Below are 25,156 nucleotides of genomic sequence, written 5' to 3'. Positions count from 1 at the left end.
TGTTCTTAGGTGAATACTCAAGAGCACTAGAAACCGCAGGTGCTGCACTTATTAGTTGAATTCAGGACCTTTCCTCTTGGTCAGTACCACTGGCCCAATGAGATTATCCACGTAATGCCACCCTTTGAGCATATTCCACGGGCAGCAGATAATTGAGTGAGCTGTAAGGACGAACGTGATTGCAATGATCTCGCCACGCCTCTATTTCTACTCTTGCTTCATCCTACGTCCTATACCAGTGGCGGTTTAGGCATTCGCTTCGGAATTTACCGTTTAAGCTATCAACAAAGGGCATTCTGATTAGGCTACCAGGCTGAATAAAGCCCAACGACTGAGTTGCCCTGGGTTTCGTAAACACCTTCATATTTTCTACTAAAGTTGATCCAGAGGGTCTCAAAATTCTCATCAGCATCTATTTAAAAGCTTTTAAAATCATCACCTAATAATAATTTAGCCAAGGGTAATCCCCCCGAAAAACCAGGGTGCTCAAAAGTAGAATTTTCCGTAAGCTAAACGCAGGAAGATTCTGCATGAAAAAATCACGTTTTTCAGACAGCCAAATACTGTCGATCCTTAAGCAAGCCGAAGGCGGAGCACCGGTTCCAGAGCTATGCCGTGAACATGGCATGAGCAGTGCGACTTTCTACAAGTGGCGAGCTAAATTCGGCGGCATGGATGCGTCCATGATGGCCCGGCTGAAAGAGCTAGAGGATGAAAACCGACGGCTCAAGAAGATGTACGCTGAGGAACGATTGAAAGCGGACATCCTCAAGGAAGCCATCGAAAAAAAGTGGTGAAGCCGTCTCGACGCCGTGAGATGGCGCAGAAAGCCGTCAATGAGAAGCGCATCAGTATTCGACTGGCTTGCTGGATGTTCAGCATCAGCGAGACCTGCTATCGCTACCGGGCCAAGCTCAGCAGCGAGAATACCGAGATCGCCGACTGGCTGATCCGGCTGACCCATAACCAGCGAAATTGGGGTTTCGGCCTGTGCTTTTTGCACCTGAGAAACGTCAAAAGGTTTGGCTGGAATCACAAACGGGTTTACCGAATTTATCGGGAGCTGGAACTGAACCTGCGGATAAAACCCAAGAAACGACTGGTTCGTGAAAAGCCGGAGCCATTGGCCGTGCCGGAAATGATCAATGACAGTTGGTCGATGGACTTCATGCACGATCAGCTCAACGATGGTCGCAGCTACCGGCTGCTGAATGTGATTGATGACTTCAACCGCGAAGGCCTTGGCATCGAAGTAGACTTTTCGCTTCCGGCAGAGCGTGTTATCCGATCACTGGAGCAGATCATTGAGTGGCGGGGCAAACCGCGCTCTATTCGCTGTGACAACGGCCCTGAATACATCAGCGGCAAGCTGGCGAACTGGGCGGAAAACCAAGGCATTGTGTTGGCATTTATCCAGCCCGGCAAACCCCAGCAGAATGCCTATATCGAACGCTACAACCGCACGGTGCGTTACGATTGGCTGGCACAGTATTTGTTCGACAGCACCGAAGAAGTCCAGGATTATGCTACTCGCTGGCTCTGGCACTACAATCACGAACGACCCAATATGGGACTCGGAGGAATCACTCCTCAACAGAAGTTGGCCATGATGGCCTGAGGCCTACTTTTGAAGCCCTCTAAAAATGGGGGGATTACCCAAGGAAATACCATCGTAAACAGCACATGTTCTTATATTTAAGCAGCCCAAGGGCTTGATAATTTAAACAACTGTATGCATAACCAAGCTCAAAGGAGACGACGTGTCGCAGTTAAAAGAAAATCAGGTAATTATCCTTGCTGCGAACTCCGCCGCCATTAAAAGCGTGCATGAGAATTACTTTGAGTACGATGAGGTCAAAATTAGCAATCCTGCGATAAAGAAAATTGTCAGCTATGTCGCCTCAACCATCAATAACGAAATCGAAGCCACCTATGGCGTTATCATTGATTACGAATATGTCATCTTTGGCACAGGCCACACGCCAGAAAAAGCAGGCGTAGTATTTTTCCTTGCATCGTCTCAAGATAGCGAAAAGACGTTAGAAATAGTTCACAAGGCCCGCTCGCTAGCCATCCACATTGTACAAAAGCTGCTTCCAGCCGGTGATCTCTTTCAGGCGCAGCAACCTGTGACTTGGCTAGATAAGCAAAAAACTGAGGCATTAGATGAGCGACAAGAGCTATTTTTAACTAAGTGGGGAAGTTCGAAGATCCCAGATGGATTTAGCCTACTCGACACCCCCGAGAGTGAACCTCTACTATGCGTTGACAGTGAATTTATAACCCCTGAAAAACGAGCTACAACATCCAGCCCTATTCTCGGAGCCGGACTAGCCGATGGGTTTTCATACAGCAGAAATGAAATATACATTTTGACAATTCAGGAGAGTCTCCAAAAAACGGGGGACATCCGGAAATTTAAAGCTGCCCACCCTGACCTTCTTAAAACCATTAGCCAGGCTTCTTTTGAAAATTTGCCCGTGCGATTCACAGCAACGAGAACGACGGATACCACGAGTCAAAAATCGACGTATACGCTCGATTCTTTGGTGATAGATAAGGCACTCTTAGACACCGAAGGATTTGAGCTTACCTAGTAACCAAGCGATGCGGACATACAAATGCACAACGTTGTCTAAGAGCCAAAATAAGAATGGCCACTCCAGTGTATGCTGGCCTAAATGGCTGTAGCTCTGTTAAGAACATTAGGAAAAGGCAAACCTCTCTGCAGGATATCATCATTACGGTATTCCTAAAACGAACTCGCGGGTGTGACCAGAACGTGACAATGCAGCCCTAGCGTCCTACTGCGCTAAATAACCCTCCACGCTAGAACAGGTTAGAAACCTTGAAATTTGATCATCTCCCCCCAGCCCCTGTTGGTGAAACTCATTGCTACTGAGGCAAAATGATGTGCGCGCAGACCGCCAAATAAGAACATCCGATAGGCAGTGGCGGCGTAAATCATTCCTGGGGGCGGTGGCAACTGAACCCGATATAGTGATCAAAGGCCTTACTCATTCCCCTATACCCAGGGTTAATTAGGCCAAGAATACTAGAGTTACCCCTGGTCTAATCCAAACTGGGTGCTAACTGGAGGCTGTCAATTTGCATTTTCTCAAGCTCTTCCGCATTCTTTAAGTGAAGCAGAATATGACGTCCTTTTAAGTCAGCCCCTGCTGTCGAATCAATATTCCAGCTATTGAGAAGATAGCCTACTTGAGCTTTTCGTACCTTTTTAATAAGAACAGCACCTTTCATGCCAAACTCTTTTTCCACTGCCGCTTGGCTATTCTCTGTTAGGCGTGGGTGAGGTTGAATAACTAGCTCTACCTCTTCAACCCAATCAGCATCCTCATTAATAGCCTCATGATCCTTGAACACTTCTTTATAGAGCAGATCAGTAGAAAGCACTCGGTTAAGCACGAAATCCGAGAATTTTTGTCTTTTCCTATCATAAGCTCGGACGTGCCATCTCAATCCATTATTCATTAACGAATGTGGGCAGATGATGCGGATTGAGGATCCGCTCGATGTCGAAACATACGTGATCTCAACTGGCTTAGCCAACGAAATGGCCCGTGAGAACGTGGCCGTAATATCCAGCTCGGGCTCTTCAAGGGCGATATAGTGAGCATAACGGAAGTCCTCACGACCATCCATAACATCACCGAAACCACTCGTGAGTGTAGATAAACACTTCTCCGCAGATAGAGGTAGCAAGCACCGAAATTTACTTGACGCTACGTAATGCTTCTGTCTTGGGTCATACACTATGTTATCTGGAGCTTCCTCGATGTAGGCGCTCAAGTCGCGGGTGGCTGCCGCTGAGCTCACACCAAACCTGGACATGATGTCTTTGCGAGTGACCTTTCCAGTGAAGTAAATAAGAAACTCAATATGAGCTAACCTTTCCAGCTGTTGGTGAGAGACCCCTTCGAATGGCGCTCCTCTCATATCTCCTCTCCCTAGTGTGCGTATACCCGAGCGGACGACCTTCCTTGTGACCTAGCCAAATATAGAATGAGGGGAGTCAATGCGCAAACCAAATTGAAACTCACAATCATATTGACGATAGACATCATTTTGATTACCATTAGCATCGTGCACTAAAAAACCCGAACAACGATGTGCTGATCGGGTTAATTAGCGCACCTAGCCTGCCATTGGCAGTAGATAGCGGCTTTGATCGGCGAGCATTCTACTGCTTCATGGCGAATTTGTAAACGAGTGGTAAAAAGAGGTAAGTAGTCATGGCAGTCAATCGTCCATATGGCGACAACAAGCGAGTAGGTGCAGTGCGCCAACGATCTCAAACGCAAATGAGCAATGGCAAATGGGTGAAGCGCGATGCAGAGACAGGACGCTTCATGGATGTGAAAGCTGATGCCCGTCCGTTTAAAGGCGTTCGAAAGGAGGCCCGTTAATATGTCTGCTAAGTACGAAATTTTCCGTAGCGGTCATAACTCACAGTACTATTTCCGACTGAAAGCGGGAAACGGCGAGATTATTCTGCAAAGTGAAGGCTACCAAAGCAAAGCTGGTGCCCAAAACGGTGTTGGGTCAGTTCGGCAGAATAGCCCGTATGATCACCTTTATGACCGAAAAACATCGTCTAACGGGACCCCTTACTTTGTTCTCAATGCTACTAATGGGCAAATTATCGGGGCAAGCCAGATGTACTCTTCGACGAGTGCAAGAGATACAGGGATATCGTCAGTTAAAGCAAACGGGCCTACAGCGCCAACAGTAGACCTTACCTAGAACGTCCCGACCGATAAGAAGTGCTTGTTAATACCGCCTTGCTCATCAGGCGGTATTTTTGTATGTGCTTCACGAGCACCATTAATGCGGGTTAGCTTAAACCGGTAACATCTCGTTCCACTATCAGGCTAAAACCAGTGTGCTCATCATCATTGATGCTTAGTAGTATTTGATGAAATGGCGGAAGTACGCGCAGGATGAGGAACGGCGGTCTCAATGAGCAAGTGCAACACCTAACCTATCATGTAGTGTATTGCACTTGCTCATTGAGACCGCCCAGGTGGTGATTCACCTCAAGCTCTTCGTATGTTCGTACCCAATGGGCTATATATCAACGGCGCGTCAATAGTAACTTTATCGGTGGGTATCAGCCGCAGGATTAGAAGCAACCAAAACAAAGAACCAGCGCCGACTAGCTTAGATAGAAGGGGTCAGCGAATCACTGACAACTATCTAGTACTGGAGAAGATAGTGCACCGAAAAGGCCGCATGCCAGGACTGCAACAGCGAGTTCGTTACTATTTCTTACTGCACCATCCGCTAACCTTTTGAGCCGAAGAGCCGCGTATTGCTGACGTCGATCCAGCACACCTGCCGCCACAATGGGAAACGGATCAATCTGAAAGTAGCTTGCATCGCCTTTTGGGCATAAACCATTGTCATTCAATGCATTACCCAACCCTATTGGCATATTCCTAGCAGCGATGTGTATGTCCTGCATCGATACACCAAAAAGTGACAACACTTTCATAAAGAACCGTAGGTGAGTTTCGTGGCTCATTAACAACTGACGGTTTTTGCTAATTAAAAATGGCAATTCACACAAGCTAACAGAATCGCTGATATCAACTAAGTCGTTTTCCTTCACCGTCTCAATATGTTCAAAAAAACGGCGCCACGCTTTTTCGCCTAAACTTCTTAGGAGAATATGAGGATGGCTTTCCCCATTGATCCACTTATCTTGATCCTTTTTAAGCTTGAAGCGCATCTGTGACTCGGCTTGACGGATCACTTGTGCAATCGACTCAATGTCTTCTGGACGAATATTTACTTGCCGTCCGGCACGCTCATAGCTCATGCCCAGCCCAACAAACCGAAGCACTTTCCACAATGCCATAAAGTTTAACTCTGCATAACCCACAGCGATATCGACGTGTTCAAGCACCGGGGTTTTGAGGCTCAACAAAGAGTCAGTATTAAGGACTCCATCAATTTTTCTTACCCTTTGATGGTGAACAGGCGTCAGTTGATCGGCCCAATCAAATAAACAATGACTATAGTTCAGCGATCCAATCCGCGGATGCCGATGTCCCATCAGCCGCGCCAATGCCATGCCACTCCGACGAGATACAGAGTGATTGACGCCCAATACTTGTTGGCGTAGTGCGCGTGCATCGGCGTCACCAGTGACTGTCTGAGTTAGCGCTGACTGCATACCGAATAAAGACGGGGCAAGGGTATTATAAAAAGCATGCCGACAATGGTGCAGCGTTAATCCAACACTTGATGTCCCTTGACGTAGCAACTGAATTAAAATTGGACTGATCTGCAATGCCCAGGAGATTAACCGTGCCTGACTTTCGTAAACCTCACACAAGATAGGCCGCTTTGTGTCCTTACCGGCCAATGACGTAAAACGGCTAAACACCTGCTGGATGATGATTTCCTCCGTTTCTTCCAGTTCAAAAAGTAAAGGCACTGCGCGTCGGCTCGCCAGGCTTTTAAGCTTACGCTGGGCATTGTCGCGAACCAGCACCCATCGGGAGCCTTGATACTCACACCAATCGCTGCGCTGGAGTCCTATCGCTTCCTGCGCTCGTAAACCAAAGCGAAAGGTGAGCAGCAGGACGAAGCCTAGTAACAAGAATTTTTCATCGCTATGGTGTTTCCATTTAGCGAGTAGCGCGGACTGACACACAAGATACTCGCTTTGTATCAGCATGCCTGGGCGCACGCTGCGCCGATCATCCTCAACAAACAACTCCTGCCAGTCGGGGCTTGCCACCCCTAAGGTTTCGGCCCAAGAATGAAAATCGCGCAGCCGGTGGCTAAAATACGTCGCATCCTGCGATGCTAACTCAGCAAAAGCCAGCATTTCCGCATAAAGCGCCGTCACCCCCTCTTCGTCGTGATCGAGTAGATTTGTTTGGTAGCCAAACTCAGCAAACGCTGTCTTCAATGACGAGAAATAGCGCGTTAAAGAGCTTTGCGCATAGTCATTTTGCTTTCCGATTTTGCCCCGCCGCATAAGGAAGCTTATCCACCGAACTAACAGTATGACGCAAGCACTCACCTGCCCTCCGTATAAGTTCGTTAACTTGTCGAGCTGTGACGCCGCCCGTCGCGATTGCCGTTTTGTGTACCCTTTTAGAACGTCTTGCACCAAGGCATAAAGTCGTTTTGCATTTTCTTGCTGCTCGACTTTACTGATATCCCGCCAGCCAGGCGTCACAGTAGTCGACACATTCAACTCGGTGTCGTGCGTGCTATGGTTAGAAGGAAACACCAACCTAACGCCATCAAGAATGCGCAATTCATCGACTAATGGCAGGCTTGTTGAGGGGACACGTCCCGCTAATGCACCCGCGACCAAACCGGGCAGCGTTAGTAAATTGGCTTGGCTAATCAGCTCACCCAGTGTGGCCAATACGGTTTGAACACTTGCCCCCTGTGTATTCGGCAAGTGCACGCTCAGCGCCTCTGGAGGATCGACCATGTTATTAGGTAGCTGGACTCGACTGAGATCGACCTCTTTTTGAATGCCTTGCCCCGCTGCTAACAAGGAAGCGGTTTTATAACTAATCCGGTGCCGCTGAACCGGGGCAAGGTAGTTTGTCACGTCTAGGCTTTCACTATACTCAAGCAAATAATCCTGCCGATGCTGAATGAGGCGGTAGTTACGCCCTCTTGCCACATCGAGCAGCATGCGTTGATAGCTAATGCGTTTTTCCAAACATAGCAACAACGCACCGACGCTCAGGGCGCCGAGTTTGGAAAACTGTGCTTTTAGTCCTTTTCTGCGAAGGCTATCTGCCCACTGCGCAAAACTCGTTATTAATAAAACGGCCTTAACGGCTTGTGTAGTTACGAGTGATTTCTCTGCTGAGGCTTCAGCGACGCGCTTGTTAATCGCATATTGATACCGACTACCTTCATCTTCCAAGCGCCGCAACAAAACTGACAAGCGGAGCGACGCATATGGGTGTATGACGGAGTTATTTCGATGCAGCATCCGCTGAACCAACGTATCAACGTCTGCTTGTTGAATATCCGATATCGCCCTCCGCCCTAAGTAGCTGCTAATGTCCGCATCGGCCTTTTCGTGCTCCCGCTGAATAGCTTGGCGGCGCTCTTTTTCGCGTAGGCGTTGCCCAAAGAGCTGTGCCTGTGGTGCCTTTTGTTTTTCATCGACACTATTACCCCTCATGTTTGCCAATGACGGGCATATCGAAGACGCAGATGGAGTTGAGAATCCCAGATCATCAAAGGCAGCATCGACGGCGCTAGCATAGTCGTTAACATCATCACGCCAGCAGCGCGGCGAGAAATCCCCATAAGTCGCCACGCTTCGCTCCGCGTGCCCCATCCAGCCGTCGACTATCTCTGCGGGTACGCCTAAATAGCGTAATTGTTGAGCATATCGATGGCGGAATACATTGCTGGGCAAGGGCCATTGAAATAAGGGCACACTGGGTAAATCCACGGTCGACATGGAATGCCACATCAGGCTCTCATCTAGTAAGAAGAAAAACGGAAGGGCTGATGCGCTCGCAGTTGCTAGTGCTTTTTGTACTTCATCCGCTAGCGCAGTATTGACATTTATTAGCGCCGTAGCCAGTGACTGCAAATGGTTGATATAGCACTGCACGAGTTCGACGGCCCGAGTGGGCAATGGCACCACGCGACTACTTCGACGCCCCTGATCCATTTTATCGTTCAGATATAAACAGCGTGCTGAGATATTAAAGTGCTGCAGTGACTCAAATGGATCTTTGAGATATCGACCACCCGAAGCAGCATAGAGTCCCATCACACAGTATTGTGCCAGAGCATTATGGTAGTGAATGAGCCCTGCTTCTGCGCTCGCTTCGACGGTAGCCCTCGCCCTTACTATGTCTTGACGCAACAAGGACGTTATCGGCGAAAGGCGACTACCAATGAGATTGACGCTTGGTGGAAAAGGTCTATATGCGGCTAGAGGCAGAGCCAGCCCTTTTTCGATCGCGGTGATGTCCCATGTTGCATAGCTAGATGCACCGGGCAGTCCCGCATTGGGGTGAGCAGTTAATAGTCGAGCCAAATGTGGATCTTGAGTGCTATCAAACACAACCTGCCCCCAAACATGCGCCAGCTTAGCACTCGTTACGCGGGGAAAATGTAATTGTGCCTGCTGATAAAACCAACTCTCTAGCGGTAGAGTGTCTTCCCATAGGTCGCCTAGCGTGGTCAGAGAGGTTTTTAACTGACTAGCTCTCAGCTGGAGAACCTTGGTTATTTGGACAGGTAGCTCAATGGCAAGCACTTCTTTTAACGGTCGGATATACTCAAGTGCCTTAACACTGCCTTGCCAAGCATTCGCCCGCCGCGGAGATTTCCTCGCAATAGAGCAAAAATCTTGTGCCAACGTCCACTCATCTCCGTAGGCATCATCAATCCGAAATAACGCAGTAAAGTGAAGGGAGCGCGAAAATCGGACTGACAGCCAAACCATCACCGCACCGAGCTGATCGGTTGGATCAGAGGATAAAAGTTCCTGGTCTATCCAGCTCAGTAAAATCGCTTTCTCTGGCGGTAAAAGCTTTTCCCAACTCCATGGCAAAAAATGAGATTCTTCTGCTGTTTGCACAAAATAGCTGCGGCTCGCCAATCGCTGCTCAGCGTTACTATCTGAAGGATCTACCGTCGCAACATAAGTACCTTCGTCCTCCTCTGGATCAAGATCTGCTCCCATCTCTTGTCGATAGGCATAAAACTGATACTCGGTACCTTCGCTCTCTTCCCCAACGTACTGGATTACGGCAACGGCAGGCTGCACGAATCGATCAATGAGTAATAGCGGGGCCGCAACCTCATTATTTATGGGAGCAACTTCATCACGCGCAATATGAGAAATCGAGTTAAAAAATCGACTGGCCGCTCTGTCGCCTGAGTAATCTAAACGTATCTCTTCGGCAGCAAAATTGAGCGCGTCGTTAACACGCTCCAAGGTAGGCGAGTGATCTCCTACATAAGTACGGCACCGACGCAATAGCGTGTCGAGCATTTGCCATTTTTCGTCGTAAGGCCCGAGGGTAATAAACCGAGCAGCATTACTAATGTTGCGATCCGCAATACATTTTTGATGAGCAACCCGGTGTGAAGCATGTACTACGAGCCATAAGCGCAGTAGGCGACGCCAAAACAAAAGCTCTTCGTTACTTGCTGGAGCCTGCGGATTGGTGATCATGGTGATTAGGAAGGTTTTATTTTTAACGCCTCCTTCTTGAAACTGACGCTTATTTTGTTCTACATCACCAGCATGTGCCTCTACTGGGTACTCTCGGAAGATGAGGTGGGAATCCTTAAAACTACCGACAAACCGTTGCAGCTCATCGACGACCGGATCACCTGCCCAAGCAGAAAGAATCTCAACAGATTCAGGGTGTGAGCATTCTCTTACAAGATTGGCAATCGCATCATTGCGAGGGCTTAGTCCCTGAGCATAATAAATGACCTGTAGAATATCGAGCAAACCTTCATCATGCGCCCACGTAACTAGCTTGCGATACCGCTTCCCGAGACTTACGGTCACTGCTTCCAACTGGTGGCTGTGACAATCCCCTACGTCTTCTTGTGTCATTAATATCCCTTACGTCCAGAAGCGGCACGTGCCAAAAACCGTTCTATCATAAGGTTTAACATCACTTTTAACTATTTAAGGACAATATAAATGTCTTTATATTATCAGTCTCATAACCGTCATCGGTTCAAATCCGGTCCCCGCTACCAATATTTTGAAAGGCAGATCAGTAACTTACTGGTCTGCCTTTTTTTGTTTGCCGACTAATTTCCTCTTATATATTAGCTTTCGCTATTATCTCAGCAATTTCTTCTAACGGCCCTTCAGTCGACGGTACTACCCCAATTTCGAAAATCATGCGTTTGAGCAGTGCATACTGGCATGGATCAGGGCGATGGCCACATACTTATTTGGCTCCTTTGCGCCACAACCTGATTGAATTTGCCTAGACACAATCCATCCGTTGCTGTCACTTAGAGAACTTCTTGCGCAGCCCATAGAGAAAAAGGGGGGATCACCCCGCCGGCAGTGGCAAACCATATTCACTGCGCGCATCAAGCCTGCGATTTCTCGCAGGCTTGATTAACACTTTTTATCTCATCAGCACCGCCTCGCTAACTCTAGCAAGTGCTATATGATTCGAACATTACATCAAGGCGCCTTGGTCATTTTCCTGCACGCCGCTGATGCTCACATCATTACTCATCGCAACGAGTTCTTCCCCGATGGACGAACCATCATTCATATCGCTGGCCATATTCATCATATCCATGTTCAACACACTGGCCGCATTCACATCAGAATCTCGACTGATCTGAAACGAAGCCAGATCCTGAGAGCCACCGTTGAAGGTAAGACGCAACACCTGAACCCCCTCTTCAAGATCCAGCGTCAGCGAAGGTCCGTCCACATAGGTTCCCCAGGCGCCAGAGTTCGGCACCGACGCCGGGGCGGACTGTTCGTAAAAGACGCCATTCTGTTCAACCGCAGCAGAGATGGTACGGCCATCATTGGGTGACGAAGTCACGAACGACAGGGTGTGGCTGCCAGCTTGTTCGACGTTGATGGTGTATTCCACCCATTCACCTTCATCGACCCAGCCTATCGCCTCGCCCTGCCCAACGATATCTACCCCTTCATCCGGGCGGAAGTCCGATCCAATCTGAACAGCATCGGCGTCGTTGTAGGCAACGTCCTGGCCACCTTCGTCGAATAGAGCCGCATTAAGCGTCAAGCCTTCATCAGCATCCACCAACCATGGAGTGCCGCCTGCATTGAAAGCCTGCTGACCATCACGCGCCAAGCTGAACGAAGCCAGATCCTGCGACCCGCCATTGAAGGTCAATCTCAGCACCTGCTCACCGGTCTCTAACGCTACCTGGGTGGCATCAGTGGGCTGGAAATTGCCCCAGCCACCTGTCGGCGATATCACCACCGGGTCAATCGACGCGTAGGGCGTGCCGTCGCCTTTAGTAAAGGTCGCCGTGATGCTGCGCTGTGCACCGCTGCTATCGCCAAGGGCAGACAAGAACGAAAGGTCGTAGACCCCAGCCTGCTGGATGTTAAGGGTGTATTCCACCCATTCACCCTCGTCCACCCAGCCAATGGCGTCACCGTCACCGACGATATCCACGCCGTCTCCCGGGCGGAAGTCCGTGCCAATCTGCTCGGCATCGGCATCGTTGTAGGCAACCCCCTGACCACCTTCATCGTAGTTGACAGCGTCCAGTGTGAAGTCACTACCCACCTGCCAGGGGTCACCGTTATCAGTGAACGCCTGCTGAGCGTCGTCGACCGGCGGCGGCTCAACGGGTGCCAGGTTGAACGAGGCCAGATCCATGGGCCCGCCATTGAAGGTTAGCCGTAGCACCTGCTCACCGGCTTCGAGCGTTACCTGAGTGGTATCGGTCTGGGTGAAGGTGGTCCAGCTTCCCGTTGGCGATACCCCGACCGATGAAGCCGTCACGTAGGGCGTATCGCCCTTGGCGAAGCTTGCGGTAATCGAGCGTGCGGCCGGATTGGAGGAAGCCATAGAGGTCAGGAAGTCGAGGTCGTAAACGCCGTCTTCCGCCACATTAATGGTGTATTCCACCCACTCGCCATCCTCGATGAAGCCGATTGCCTGCGAGGGCGTGGAGATATCCACTGCCTCGTCGGATCGGAAGGCATCGCCTTGATGGGCGGCGGTGGTATCATTATAGGCGACGCCCTGGCCACCGTTGTCATAGAAGCGCGCTTCCAGATTCAAGCCCTCCGCGCCAACCTCCCAGGCAGTCTGGGTGTCATTAAAGGCGCTCTGTCCATCGTTCACCGGTGCTTCAAAGTCCAGGGTGAACGACGCCAGATCCAACTGGCCACCGTTAAAGGTCAGCCTTAGCACCTGCTCGCCCTCCTCCAGTTCAAAGGTCAGCGGACCAACGGTCTGGAAGCTGGTGAAGCTACCGGTGTTAGGCAGACTCTGTACCTGGGCCGGGGTATAGAAGCCACCACCCTGTTCGAAGGCCGCGGTGATGGTCTTGCCATCAGTGACCGCAGACGTTGAGAAGCTAAGCGTATAGGTGCCCGCCGTTTCCACGTTGAGGGTGTACTCGACCCACTCGCCATCGGCAATGTAGCCAAGCGCCTCGGTGCCGTTGGAGATATCCACCGCTTCGTCGGCTCGGAAGGCCGCCCCCTGGTGCGCAGCGGTGGTGTCGTTATACGCCACCCCCTGACCGCCGTTATCATAAAGCTTGGCTTCGAGGGTCAAGCCATCGTTTCCTACTACCCAGGCTGTCTCACCGGCATTGAAGGCGGTCTGGCCCACCGGCTCGGGGTTGTCGAGGAAGTTTGGTACGCCGTCGTTGTCATCGTCGTCGTACAGATCCACCCGGCCATTGCCGTCTGCATCCTCCGCCCCGGTGGGATCATAGGTCTGGACGTTCTCGACCAGGAAGATATTGTCGTTGTAGTCGTAGTTCACCCCCGCGTAATCCTGAATCACGATATAGGTATCTGGAATCACGTTACCGGCAGCATCCTTGGCGATATAGACGCGAATCAGGTGACCATCGTTCTCGTCCCAGTTGAGATTGGTGCCCGGATTGCCGATAGCATCTATAGTGTCCTCATAAAGGTTGGCATCCGGATCCGACCAGGAAATATAGCCCTGGCGACCCGAAATCTCAGCGAAGAACCCAAAGGGTGCATCGCGATCCAACGTCGTTGTGGTCAAGAGATCGCCATTGTTGAGCGTGCGCGGCAATAGCGTCTGACCATCAGCCTCATCATGGGCCAGAATCTCGTCGAGATCCCGGCTATCCACGTCGTGGATGAACAGGCGGGCCACGTCGCCCTGGGTGTGGTAGGCCGCCAGTTGGGTGATCTTGATCGGCGAGCTACCGTCAGCACGCTGGAAGTAAGGCGACAGGATCTCGTCGCCATTGGCTTCCACCAGCCCCCCCTGATTCATCTGCCCCTCGGCCACATTGGTGGTGTATCCGAAGGCGTTGATGATTTCCTGTACGAGCGGCTCCTGCCCGCTCTCGGACTGGTTCTGGGCCAAACCGGCCAGTTGGATAACCTTCTCGCCTTCATCAGCATCGCTTGAGTTGATGACCAGGCTTGCCTCGTACAGGCTGGCATCATTGGGGTCATCGGCGATGAAGCGCACCGTTACGTCGATGGACTCGCCCGGCTCCAGGCTAATCGCCGCGAACGCCTCCGTCAGCTCGAACAGGGTGGTATCACTGACCTCAATGCTGTTGACATCAAGGGTTTCGAAGCCATCGTTTCTGATCGTGATGGTGACTTCGTCGTGCACTTCCTGCGCGGCGTTGGCCGGATTCTCGATGCGCGACATCACTAGGCGATCATTGGACGGTACGCCGTCATTATTGATTACCGTCAGCTCACCCCCGGCTACCGGCGTCACACCCTCAATGAGGAACATGTTGTCGTTGTAGTCGTAGTTGATGCCGGTGTAATCCATGACGCCCAGGTAGGTATTGGGAATCACGTTGCCCTCGGCATCCAGCGCCCGGAACATGCGCACCGTGTAGCCACGCTCAATACCCTCGGCATCCGCCGGCGGCGTGCCGCCCCCCTCGGGGTTCAGCGATGGGTCGGTGGAGAGGTTCGCCACCTCGATGCCAAACACACCCTGGCCGGCCCAACCGCTAGGAATATCGGCAAGCGAGAAACTCGCGGTAGCGAAATCACCATTTCCTTTAATCGGCAGAAGGCTTTGGTTGTTGTCGCCGGCATGGTTACTGAAGATGATGTCCTGGTTTTTATTCCCAGGATTGTGAATGCCCAACGTCGCGCCACCATCCCCATGATAAGCCGCCAATTGGGTGATCTTCGCCTCGCCAGCACCATCAGCCAGCGTCCAGTAGCGCGACAGCACTTCGTCGTCATTAACGGGACGATAGAGGTCGAAATCATTCAATACTGAATTCTCCCCGCCTCCCACGGTGGTCAGGCCGTCGATACGGTTTCCGAAGCCGAACACCTCCCAGACTTCATTGACGTTGGGTTCCCAGCCGCCCTCGTCCCGTGCCTGCCAGAAGCCTGCCATGTGAATCTCGGCAATCGGCGAGTCGGCATCGTTGGTCGTCAGACGAATGCGCCCTTCAAACACTCCGTCGCCAGCGTCGTTGGTTGGCGGGGTGTAACTGTCACGGTCAAACAGCACCGTCACCTCCAGCGACTCTCCGGCGGCGAGCGTCAAGCCTTCGAAGATACTCGGGTCTTGAAGCACGAACGGGCCATCAATATCGGCATCGAGAATCTCCAATGTCTCGCTTCCGGTGTTAGAAATCGTTACCGTTGCGCTCTCTTTGAAGTCCCGATCAGGGTTCGAGGCGCTATTGTTCTCCAGATAGCTGAAGTGCAGCCGGTCAGAGTAGTAGGCAGCATCGCCGCTTTGGATGGCAATGTCGGCGTTGTCATTACCGGAGACCGGTGTCACATCAAGATAGTCCAGCTCATCGGCACCATCGGCACTGGAAACCACTCGCAGGTTGTACTCCACGCCCGCCTCAAGCTCGACATAGGTGCCTTCTTCCCCGGCATCCCCCTGGCCCGGATAGGCCAGTACATCTACTGGCTGACCGTTAAGCGTCAGGATCAGGCCCTGGCCATCGTTGGCACCGGCGTTAGCCGCAAGATCCAGGCGATAAAGGCCATCGGCATCCACGGTAAAGTAGAAATCGGCCGTCAGGTCGTTGATCGTGCGTGCATTGTCGCCGCTCTCCAGCTCAATGCGCGCACCGTCGGAGACATCGGCGTACACCGGCATAAAGGTGTCGGTAGGTGCATCTGGAACCCGCAGCAGATCCACATTGGGGCCGTTGGCCTCAGGTGCCGTCACGCTGATGGTGTTGCTGCCCGCTTGCAGGTTGACCAATAGCTCCTGGAAGAACCAGTCGTTTTCCGCCTCATTGCTCTGGCCGACGAAGTTGACCAGCCCGAAGTTAACGCCGTTGATGGTCACTTCCATCGGGCGGTCGGCTTTGCTCGCCGCCAGGGCGTAGCGGAAGCCGATTTCGTAGTTGCCGGTCTCATTGACATCGACGGTCCAGGTAATGGTCTGATCGCCAGTGCCATTGAAGTCGACGAAACCTTCCCCAGAGGCGTTGCGGTCATCAGCGCTTTCCGGCACCACTACAGGGCCATCAAGCAAGGCGTCCTCAGCCTCATACTCGGTGAAGCCTGGTGTGGTATCCGGCGGCGACTGCAGCACTTCAAGCTGGTCAATATTGGGGCCGGTATTATCCGTAGACTGCAGCCTGACGGTGTTTTCTCCCACCACCAGCAACGCCGCCACGTCTTCGGTTAGCCACTCGGCCCAGGCCGCATCGCCAGTCAGCCCTGGAGGAGGACTAAAGTCGAACACCCCAACACTAACGTTATTGACGAATACCTCAAGCGGACGATCGGCGGCACCACCATTGGCATAGCGCAGCCTCAACACCGACTCCCCGGCCTGATCGGCATCAAGATTGAAGCTGAAAGTGAGGAAATCGGCATTGGTGGCACCGAAATCTGCATAGCCGCCGGGCACACCGTCATCACCGTTGGTATTGCCATCCAGACCAAAGGCGCCGGGACGCAGGCCGTTAGGTAAACCAGCTGTGGATTCTGGATTGTCAATGTCACGAATCTGGATTTCCGCGCCACCACCCTCGGCGATCGTCACCGCAGTGCCGTCATTGGGGGTGTTATCTTCAGCCTGGATGACCAAAAGCGATACCAGATCGTCGCCCGGATCGGGATCGACCGGATCAACGACACCGCCCGGTGCTGGGTCGAGGCGAATGATCTGGCTTTGACCGTTACCCCGATTCAAGGTCAACAGATATAGCTGGCCGGTCACCGGATTTTCGATAATATCCAGCGGATCGACGTAGCTGATAACGTTACCTTCAGGATCGCGTAGCACGTCATCGCCGATCACATTACCGTTGGCATCAAGGGTAATGCTGCGCACGTCATCACCGCCTGAGTATTCAGTGAACAGCAGATTGCCCTGAAGGTTGCCACCGAAAATACCGCTGGTATATTCCACCGCGCCGTTGGGTGATCGGTTCTCGCCCAGCGAATAGACGCCGGAGATATCGTAGTTCCCCTCGGGATTAGTCCCGACTGGGTACCGGTCAACCTGGTTGGGGTCGCTGCCGCCGGTGGGGTTGCCACCGTTCATGATGTACTCGTCGCGCAGCGGGTTGGGATGTCCGTAGTACCCCCCCTCGACGATCTTGAACAGATAGTCGTCCTGCTTCTCGACGTTGGTGTAACGCTCGTTCTCTGGCGTCGAGGGGTCGTCCGGCACGTTGCCGCCCGCAGCCGAGCCGTTAGTCGGCACGTACAGGAAGCCATTGGAGTGCCATACCAAATCGTAGGCGTTGCGCGCCCCGGTGGCGAAGATCGTTAGCACCGCACCTTCGGCGTAGGGGTCGTAGTAGCTCTGGAGCACGTTGCCGTCGACATCCTGCACCGTGGCCACACCGCGTTCGTCAAACACTAGAAACTCGCCGTTACCCATGGGGATAGGATCATCCTTAGGATGGCCGTCCGGGTCATTGAAACGGGTGTTCTGGCCATTGTCGGGCACCGGTTCGGTGGAGACATCAAAGCCCCCAGGAGGCGCATCGCGGGTTGGATCGATCTCCATCACCGCAGCATTGAGAAGACGCTCGGGACGATTACCCCAGGCGCTATCCGGCTCACCCATGGCCGAGTTGGAGCCCTGAATCAGATACAGCAGGTGCGTCGGCACGTCAGGGTTGGTATCGGCGTCATAGTCTGGATTGGCGCGGAACTCGAGACTATTGGTCACATGGTCGCCATTGGAGCGTGGCAGCCCGCTAATGTAGGGCTCTGCAGTACCCGAGAACTCATTGCCACCATCCAGCGTAATCTTGGTAATGCGTCCGCTGAATTCCGGCACGCCGTTATCGCGCCCGTTGAGCGGTATGGGATAGTTGTCGGTGATCCACAGCACGTTCGGGTCGGTGGGGTCGACCGTCAAGCCGATAATACCCCGCCGGTCGTTGCCACTTTCAGCACCGGGTTCGAAGAAGTAATCGCTGGGCAGCGAAAGCTCCTGGCGATTGATCAGGGATCCGTCGCTTGGGTCGATGTCGAAGCGCAAAATCTGTCCACCGATAGTCGCCACATACATGGTCGAGCCGTCGGAGGTAATCTCCAGCGACGTGAAGCCGAAGGCGTTATCCGCTGCGCCGTTGAGTTCGACCACATCGTTGAAGGCCACATCGCGGGCAACGACTTCCGGCTCCTCTCCGGTGACGAAGGTGTTAGTGTACTTCTGGAATTCCCGGGTGGGCGCATCAGTATCGTCGTTGGGCCCGCGATCCTGGAAGCCATCGATCACCAGGGTATAGCTGGTAAACGGCTTGAGCATCTGGCTGGGTGAGATGGTCAGTGAATCAAAGCCGCCGGTCGTATTAACGTTGAACGAGACCTCTTCACCGGTAACCGTTTCGAACAGCTTCACCGAGCCGTCGTTTAGGCTTTCCAGCAAGGCACCACCACGCCCGTCGACCACTGAAATACCCACGAAGATATCCGAGGTCGGATCAACACCGGTGGGGACAGCACCATCTTCTCCGTCGAGGTCAACCTCCACTTCATTCTCCCCAACGCCAGCAATAGCACGGGCATCGGTGAAGAAGGCATAGTCCTGCGGCGCTTCACGATCATCATCCGGGGTCAGGTCGGGAAGCGACTGGATCTCAATGTACTGAATCTCAGTATTCTCGTTATCGAGACCCAGCGAATCCAGCGTCAGACGACCGTCGCTCACCTGTACGATGCGAGTGACCAAGTCAGAGCGCACGCCCTCGGTGTCGTCGCTCGGATTACTGTCCACCGGGAAGTCGTCAGGGCGGAACGGAGTGAAGGGATCGTTGAACAGCTCGCCTTCTGCATTCAGCACATTGCGACTGTCGTACGGCCCAGAGGTATCGCCAATCGAAATGGTGACCTCGTAGTAGCCATCTTCCAGCTCTATTTCCCAGCCAGCGCGCACATACTGGCTTCCAGGCTGGTCAAAATGGGCATAGGTGCCCTGACGTGGATCAAGCCCCGCAATATCATCGGTGCGGTCGTTGACCGCCACGTTGGTAAGGCTCGAAATATCTAATGGAATGGTACCGGGCTCGTCATCGTAGATCGACGCCTCGGTGACCCAGCCATATTGGTAGGTCTGGCCGTCGATGGTTACCGACTGAGTGCCGAAGGCTTTGCCGTTGTCGGCAATGTAGCCTTCCGGTATCGCTACATCGTCGGGTTGGAAGTTGATCTTGACCGAGAAGCGGTCAACCGGTTCCACCACATCCGGCGGCTCGACACCGTCCCGCGTGACGCTCAGGCTATCGATGTTGGGGCCTGCATTGCCCATGTTCTCAAGCCGGATCGTATTGCTGCCCGCCTCAAGCTCAACTTCGATAGTGGCTTCTTGCCAGTTCAACCAGCCAGCGTTGCCTTCACCCGTGATGGGGAAGGCCATTTCACCCTGGGACTCGCCGCCCACCAGAATATTCATGGGCCGGTCAGCACCGTCTCCACCGCCATTGGTGTAACGCACGCTCAGGGTATAGGTGCCCGCTTCTTCGACATTCACGTCAAAGAAGGCCGCATCACCGGCTTCGCCACCCATGTCCAGATAGCCAGTGCCGGTATAGCCATCCCATAGCCCATCGGGGCCCGCCGCTTCGTTTGTTTCAGGATTGCTGGCGTCACGCACTACTGTATCGGGAGTAGGCTCATCATCGTCGATCGACAACGCCTCGCCCTGAATCTCGAAGGTGAACGGCGCTGGGGTCGTATCACCATCATCGAAGCTGAACACGACCTGATCGATGTTGGGGCCGTTGTTCGTACCACCGTTAGCCACCGTGGGGATGGTCAGCGTGAAGGTATTGGCCCCCTCTCCAAAGGTGACCTGCACCTCCTGCTCCAACCATTCATCCCAGGGGTCGTTGACGCCATCGTCCGGCGCGTTGGCAAAAGGCACCTGCGGTTGCGCACTGCCATTGACCGTCAGGTCGAGCGGCCGAGGTGTGGCGGCGCCGTTAGCATAACGAATCGTCGCCGTGTAGGTACCCGCTGCGGGTGCGTCGATATTGAACGTGATCTGATCGCCCGCGTCGGTGCCGAAGTCCAGGTAGGCGTCGCCGACCGCGCCCTCCCGGAAGTTGCCGAAGTCATCGGGATTGTCGGCATCCACCACACGCGTGACGGCCCCCTGGCCGGTGCCACCGACATCGGTGACGCTCGCCTCCTCGCCTTGCAGGGTGATCGGCGCCAAGGGGTCTTCGTCGACGTCATTCACGGTCACTTCCAGCGTCTGGACGTCGGTCAGGTCGCCGTCGGTAACGGTGACCTCTACTTCATAAACGCCATCTTCATCGTCATCCACCGGAAGCTCGAAGTCACGAGCACTGGTGAAACTCAGTACCCCGGTCGCCTCATCGATGGTGAACAGCGGTGCATCAATGCCGCCGGTAATAGCAAATACCGGCGCGTTGAGCCCGGTGGTAGCACCATCTTCGTCGACCACCGGAATCGCGCCGATCTCGGTCAGGTTCTCATCAATCGAATAAGCCGTCTGATCGATAACGATACTCTCGTTGAGGTCTGCCACCGTAATCAGGGTGTCCTGCGAGACGCTGTCTTCACCGTCGGAGACGGTTACGGTCAACTCGTATACGCCGTCTTCATTGCTGTCGGCGGCCAGCTCGGCGTCCGGCGGGTTGACGAACGCAAGCTCCCCGCTCACCTCATCGTAAGTAAATAGCGCTGCGTCGGCACCGGATAGCGTGACGGTCAGGCTGTCACCATCGGCATCGTCGATCACCAGGTTAGCCACGGCTGAGCTGTTTTCGTCGATGCTAACGTCGGTAGAGAGGCCTGCAAGCGTCGGTGCCGAGTTAACCGGCTCATCGATTCGCTCGAACGTCAGCGAATCGATGCGCATTTGTTCGCCACCGGCGCCGCGAAGCTCAAGGCTTGCCAGATCACCGGCGGTCACCTCAAAGGGCGTTTCGAAGACGATCTCCTTGCGGTTACCGCTCTGCCCCGCATTCCCCCTTGGCCCGCTGCCTACGATGGTGCCAAAGTTGTCGTTGAGCACCACATCGGAACTTAGGCTATCACTTGCACTATTGCGCGCCTGCAGCACGGTATCGCCAATGGTGAGCGTCAATGCACCTTCACCATCGTTTTCATCAAACACATACAGCCGCGCCACGTACCAGCCAGGCTCGACACCACCGGCGGCCAAGTCGGTGCCGATGGTGGCGGGCTCGTTACTGGTCAGCCGGATCAGCTGTTCATTGGACGCGCTCGCACTGCCGGTCACGATCAAGTTGGCGGCATCCAAATCGGTGAAATTTTCCGCCTCAATGGTGATGGCATCCCCTACTTGTGTGCCCTCAATTACAAAGCTCAGCGTTTGGGTAGCTGAAAGGCCAGACGGATCGGTGGCGCGAATCACTACGTCGAAGGTGCCCCCTTGGCTGGGAATACCCTGGATAATGCCGTCTACCACCTCAAGGCCGACGGGCAAATCCTCGGCGGAGAGCGTTAGGGTGTCGCCGTCAGGGTCAGAGAACAGCGTGGCGAAGTCCGCAAGCGGAATCTGGATGAAGCTCTCACCCACTTCGCCGAAGTAAGGTTCAAGCGCAACAGGCTCGGCGACTGGCGCATCGTTGACGTTCTCGACCGTCAGCGTGAAGTCGGTCGAGGTGCTGGCGGTACCGTCATCAGCGGTCACCGAAACGGTGTAGTCGCCGGGTGCTAGTCCTTCGAGACTGCCGCTCAACACTTGATCTGAGACACTCAGGCCGTCCACGATGACTTCTTGACCATCGCCGTCGGTCACCACGAAGCTGTAGCTCAGGGCATCGCCATCATCATCGACGAAGGGCAAATCGATCTCGATGTTGGCGCCTTCATCAAGGCTGATATCGGCGATGCCGCCGCCGACAACGCGCGGTGCGCTGTTGGTATCCACATCCTCGCCTTCGGAAAGGCTCACGGTGCTGAAGCTCGTGCTGCCCTTGACCCCCACATCATCGTCGTTCACAAACACTAACGAATCGATAGTAGTGCCAGCGTGCGCTGACAGATCAATGGTGAAACGGAAAGTGCCATCGCCATTATCGACCCCCTGGCCGCGCAGATCGACAAAACCGCCCTGAGTCTGGGTACCACCGAGCTGATAGACGCTATTACCGCCGTTGAAGGGGTTATCGTCGTTATCAAAGCCAATCGCGACGATTTCGGGAACTGGCGACTCTGAAATCGCCACATCCAGCGTCAGCAGCGTCTGATTGGTAATGGTATAGCTGCTCGGCAACTCGGCCCGCTTCCAAACGTTATCGGTCAGCGAAAGTGTGGCGCCGCCGTCTTCCACTGCCGCGCCGGTACCGCTTGCCGGGTTGTCCTGAGTCTCGTTATAGGAAGTAATAGAAGCTTCATCAAAGACCACATCGAGAGTAACCGGCCCAGAGGCTGCGGCGAGCGTCACCGTATCCTGCACACTGGTTTCATTACCGGCCGCATCGGTGACAATCAGCGTTACCGTTACGTCGCCTGAGCCCTGGCCGCTAAGGTCAACCGTCAGGCTATCGCCATCGCTGGTGGCAGGTTGACGCGTCGCGCCGCCATCAAAGCTGACTTCGAGGGTCGAGTCGGCGTCGATCCCCGCCACACCGAACACGACCGTAGCACTGTCGTCAGCCGGGATCTCGGCAGCGGGGCCCTCCAGGGCGAGATCATCGCCTTCATCAGCCGTGGTATCCAGGGTAAGGTCAATTGACCGCTCGACACGGTTACCAAAGGTATCCATGGCGATCAGGGTGGCTGTAAGGTCACCGTCGTCGCGACTGGAAAGATCGAGAGTGAAACTGCCATCCGTATTAGGCGCCACATTCTCGACGGTGACGCCGCCATCAAAGCTTATCCCCACAGAGGCAATGTCTTCATCAAGCCCGGTCACACTGAAACCAGCCTCGCCCACGTTAGCGCCGTTGATCACGCTGTTGTCAGCGCTGAACACCAGCGGCGTTTCATCGGTATCTGCCTGAACATCGCCGACCGGGCCGGTGCCCGCGGTCGTGACTTCAAGGCGGTCAAGGTTCGGGCCACTCCCAGCACCTTCGGGAATGCTTAGGACGATCGTATTATCGCCTGCAACGAGTTCGGTAGTCAGGCTTTGATAGGCCCACACATCGAAGCCTTCCGGCGCTTCGTTAGTCGCATTGGGATCCGTGGACGCAAAGGCCTGCTGCGCCAGCGGCGAACCGTTGACGGCAAGGCTCATCGGACGGTCGCCGCTGCTGGCATAGCGGAAGTTCAGATCATAGCTGCCGGCTTCGGCGACATTGACCGTGAAGGTTAGGCTATCGCCCGGCGCGCTGCCGTAGTCGACATAGCCGGTGCCGGAATAATCAGGACGAAGTCCTTGAAAACTTGTCCCGCTTTCGGGGTTCTCGGCATCGCGCACCAAGGTGCCTGCGTCATTACCAGCCCCGAGTTCGGCGTCTTCAGCCTGCACCACGATGGCATCGATCACTGGCGTCGTGGGGTCGACTGGGTCTGCCGCCACTAGCGCCACCTCAAACTTATCGATATTAGGGCCGTTGGCGGCGCCGCCAAGGCGTAGGGTGTTGCTGCCCGCGGCGAGGGAGATTTCAATGGTTTCGGTGGACCAGCCTTCCCACTCGGTTTGTCGAGTTGGATTGCCACCCGTTGGGCCCGCTGGCTGATTGGCCGTGGGCACATCACTGACATCGTCGGGGTAGTAGTTCGGCTCCGCCGTCGGGGTGAAATTGAACGTACCTAGCTGGGTCAAAACACCCTCGTCCACCAAGGAGAGACCCAACGGCCGCGCGGTACTGGTCGCATAAGTCACCGTCACGCTGTAGGTGCCCGAAGTGGCGATATCCAGGCTGAACTCACCGTAGGCATTGGCATTGTTGAATGCCCAGTCGAGATAGCTTGCGCCCTCGGCGCCCACACGGAAAGTTTCGTTACCAGTGGTAAAATCGGCGATGTTGTCGACGGTGACAACGCGGTTGGTCGCACCGTTTCCGTTGTCGGCCACCGGCGAAAGCACGAGATCTTCCGCCTGAATAACGTACACATCCGGATCCGGTGCGCGAACTTCCAGGTAGTCGACATTAGGGCCGCTAGCGCCGTTAGAGGTAAAGGTTACCATGTTCTCGCCCGCCTCGAGCTGTACGCGAATGGTACGTTCACCGTAGTCGCTGAAGTCGGTTGAAGTACTCGTCAGAGTGGTACTGGGGAGATCGAACATGCGATCCACTAACTCGCCATTGACATCCAACCGTAGGGGACGGTTTCGATCGGTGCCATCGTCGTTCTGACTAAGCGCATAGCCCAGCGCCAGTTCGTACTCACCCGCCTCTTCAACGCTGAACATGAACGTCAGTGTTTCACCACCATTAACACCGTCGCCATAGTCCACATAAGCTTGCCCGTCGGCATTGACCGCATTCGGCTGGCTGACGGGGTCATCGACCACGTTAATACCGGTGCCCGCAATAACCGCCGAGACGCCATCGCTGTCGTCAGCATCTTCTGCCTGAATCCGGATCGGAGTGAAGGTATCTGCTATCACCGCCTGAACCGCAAAACCACCGTCAGCTTGTGGAAGCATCGGATCATCGACGAGCGCAGCACTCTTAGTCTCAAGAGACGCTTCCTCTCTTGGCTCTGGAAGCGTCTCTTGAGACGTATCACTCTCTGGTACCACATCTAAATCAATCATCATGCCTGCATTGGGCAGCACACTACCGGACTCATCCATTGCTTCAATGCGCATCTTTAGCCTCCCCAACGCAGGCATAGGCAAGTTTTCGAAAACGAAGGGGCGTTCGAAACTCTCAAATACCGAGATTTCATTTCGCGCATCTTCCCACGCCAAGCGTATGGCCTTGATAGAGGACTCCCACGGGCTGGGATGGGGAACCACGTGCAACTGATGGTCATGAAACGCATCTCTACCCCAGCGGCCGCCTTCATGAACGGTTCCCAGTAAAGATTTCGCCTGACCGGAAATAAATGACATTGAAAACATGG

The 25,156-nt window shown here is 53.8% G+C and carries 7 protein-coding genes and 1 pseudogene; 4 read left to right on the top strand and 4 right to left on the bottom strand.

Translation table 11 applies throughout. The features are described 5' to 3' along the window. Positions 1 to 103: 103 nt before the first annotated feature. Positions 104 to 328: pseudogene (locus JI62_RS22820) on the bottom strand (integrase core domain-containing protein); the annotation flags it as partial. 202 nt (positions 329 to 530) lie between these two features. Between JI62_RS22820 and JI62_RS03245 the strand changes: the two are divergent. After that, a protein-coding gene (locus JI62_RS03245; protein ID WP_088698795.1) for an IS3 family transposase occupies positions 531 to 1,618 on the top strand; the annotation gives its coding sequence in 2 pieces (ribosomal slippage) (positions 531 to 792 and positions 792 to 1,618; 1,089 coding nt in all). 142 nt (positions 1,619 to 1,760) lie between these two features. Further along, positions 1,761 to 2,597 (top strand): hypothetical protein, encoded by an 837-nt coding sequence (locus JI62_RS03240; RefSeq protein ID WP_088698794.1) that lies wholly within the window; start codon positions 1,761 to 1,763, stop codon positions 2,595 to 2,597. A 475-nt stretch (positions 2,598 to 3,072) separates the two neighbouring features. Here JI62_RS03240 and JI62_RS03235 read toward each other — a convergent pair whose 3' ends face one another. After that, complete coding sequence (locus tag JI62_RS03235; protein WP_088698793.1) at positions 3,073 to 3,957, bottom strand: helix-turn-helix transcriptional regulator; 885 nt, start codon at positions 3,955 to 3,957, stop codon at positions 3,073 to 3,075. Positions 3,958 to 4,253: 296 nt separating this feature from the next. On the opposite strand from JI62_RS03235, the gene JI62_RS22565 reads away from it, so the two are divergent. Together JI62_RS22565 and JI62_RS03230 are read left to right on the top strand one after the other, a co-directional pair. Next, complete coding sequence (locus JI62_RS22565; RefSeq protein ID WP_170938468.1) at positions 4,254 to 4,427, top strand: hypothetical protein; 174 nt, start codon at positions 4,254 to 4,256, stop codon at positions 4,425 to 4,427. Beyond that, entirely contained in the window at positions 4,387 to 4,764 is a 378-nt protein-coding gene (locus JI62_RS03230; protein ID WP_430750709.1) for a YegP family protein, read from the top strand. Before JI62_RS22565 ends, JI62_RS03230 begins: the two co-directional genes overlap by 41 nt. A gap of 439 nt (positions 4,765 to 5,203) precedes the next feature. On the opposite strand, the gene JI62_RS03225 is transcribed toward JI62_RS03230, so the two are convergent. Both JI62_RS03225 and JI62_RS03220 read right to left on the bottom strand, forming a co-directional pair. Next, positions 5,204 to 10,495: a hypothetical protein gene (locus JI62_RS03225; RefSeq protein ID WP_141101295.1), complete on the bottom strand. Its 5,292-nt coding sequence runs from the start codon at positions 10,493 to 10,495 to the stop codon at positions 5,204 to 5,206. A gap of 694 nt (positions 10,496 to 11,189) precedes the next feature. Further along, positions 11,190 to 25,154, bottom strand: a complete 13,965-nt coding sequence (locus JI62_RS03220; RefSeq protein WP_240513113.1) for a carbohydrate-binding protein — start codon at positions 25,152 to 25,154, stop codon at positions 11,190 to 11,192. Positions 25,155 to 25,156: the final 2 nt, after the last annotated feature.

The organism is Halomonas campaniensis (assembly GCF_002211105.1).
Taxonomy (GTDB): Bacteria; Pseudomonadota; Gammaproteobacteria; order Pseudomonadales; family Halomonadaceae; genus Vreelandella; species Vreelandella campaniensis_A.
Note: the sequence above shows the minus strand (reverse complement) of the source record. Positions and strands in the feature narration are given on the sequence as shown.